Raw genomic sequence first — 1,712 nt, 5'->3', positions numbered from 1 at the left:
CAGCCGTATCACGAAGATCGCCGCCGCAGCCCTCGTCCTGCTCCAACTCGAATACGACCGCACCATCTGAACGATCACGCAACGTCATGATCCATTACTGGGAAGGGCTCATTGCTGGCTCGCTACAACGGAACCGGTGATAAGGCCGAACAATACGGTCGTGAGCTGATCGGTCTGTACAACGTCCTGGAGAACTACAACAAACTCAGCCGCGCCAGCTGAGACACGGAGACCTATGAAGAACACACAGCCGTGGAAGTCATTCGTCCCGGTGGCGGTCAACCTCCTGCTCGGCATCCCGGCGATCGTGCCGATCTTCCTGGTCTGGTACGTCCTGTCCAATGGCCCTCTGGCCGAGCTTGGCTGGACCAGTCGGAATCCGGACGAGGACGACGGGATGCTGCTCTGGCTGGTCATCGTTGTCCCCGTAGTGGCCTGCTTCGGCGGACTCTGGGCACTGGTCAACATCTGGCTGCGGCGCAAGATGCTCGACGCCCCGCCGCCGTACCTGTACTGGCTGGTGTGTGTGACGGCGACCCTCGCTCCCTTCTTCGTGGGGATCGGAATCGGCTGAACGAAAACCCAGCGAGGACTACATGAACAGCACCAGTGGAGAGGGAAGAAGCGTGGAGAACGGAATAGCACGGCGGACAGTCGTCAGAGGCGCAGCCGTACTGGGCACGACGGCAACCATCAGCCTCGCGGGCCCGACTGCCGCGTGGGCCGGGGCCGCCGACAAGGCGAGGGCCGCAGGAAAGAAGAGCACTGCGAAGCCGCGCAAGACCACGGCCAACGGCTGGCCAGTGCAGGACAACACCGACCACAACTCCCAGGTGTGGACCCGTGCGGTGGCCGGCTCCGGACTCAGCGTGCCGGTCTGGATCGGCGACCCTGAGACGATCCTGCTCCACGTGGTGCGCCGCTTCCACTACGAGGTCGAACAGCTCCACAGTCCCGATCTGGCCGGCTGGCAGAGGGGCAACGGTCTGGGTATGGCGAAGCCGGAGTCGAATCTCGCCTCCGGCACCGCGGTCCGCATCCGACCCGGCGCAGCCGCCGAGGGCAGTCTCTTCCCGCTCCAAGAGTTCGTGGTGCGGGACATACTCGCGGACTGCGAGGGAGTGGTCCGCTGGGGCGGCGATGACAAGCCGGTGGACGAGTCCCTGTTCTACCTCGACCGCGGACCTGATGACGCGCAGATACGCAAGGTCGCAGCCAAGTTGCGAACAGAGGAAGCCACGCCTGGTCGCGGGCCTGGTGCCGCGGTCAACGTATGGGGGCGTTCGCGGCGTGACCACGCGGACCACCTGGCCGAGCAGCAGCGCAAAGGCTGAGCCGCGCCCAATAGTGAGTGTTGCCCTGCCCGCTGTCGTCAATACCGACCTTGCGGTACTGACGACAGCGGGAGCGAACGGCGGCCCTTCACGACTGGGGCCTGGTCGGACCATCCACCTGCAGTCGTAAGGCTTCAGCGTCGCTGAGAGATCTGCCGCTGCGACCGTGGGCCTGCGGCTGTCCGCTCCGCCTTCAACGCGGTCGCCGCCCACGGGTGTGTCCAGTGGACGGCCCTGTCTCGCTTTCGGTGGTGACGGAGCGTCGTGCCTTGACTTCCTCCCCCTCCTGAAGGAGGGGGATTCCTACGGCTCGCGCCGTGGGGTTTTCTGCTTCATCACCGACTGCCCGCCCGGAGTACTCCGTTGAGGTCTTACACC

Annotated in this window: 2 protein-coding genes; both read left to right on the top strand. The window is 64.8% G+C overall.

The window, feature by feature from the left end:
* Positions 1-235 precede the first annotated feature (235 nt).
* Positions 236-574 (top strand): hypothetical protein, encoded by a 339-nt coding sequence (locus tag AC2CJA_RS26510; RefSeq protein WP_484605190.1) that lies wholly within the window; start codon positions 236-238, stop codon positions 572-574.
* Between the two features lie 22 nt (positions 575-596).
* Positions 597-1,334 carry a hypothetical protein gene (locus tag AC2CJA_RS26505; RefSeq protein WP_484605189.1) on the top strand — a complete coding sequence of 246 codons (738 nt, stop codon included), beginning with the start codon at positions 597-599 and terminating at the stop codon, positions 1,332-1,334.
* Positions 1,335-1,712: the final 378 nt, after the last annotated feature.

It is taken from the genome of Streptomyces sp. ATLC9 (assembly GCF_057196705.1).
The sequence above is the reverse complement of the archived record's forward strand: the minus strand, read 5'-3'. Positions and strand labels throughout refer to the sequence as shown.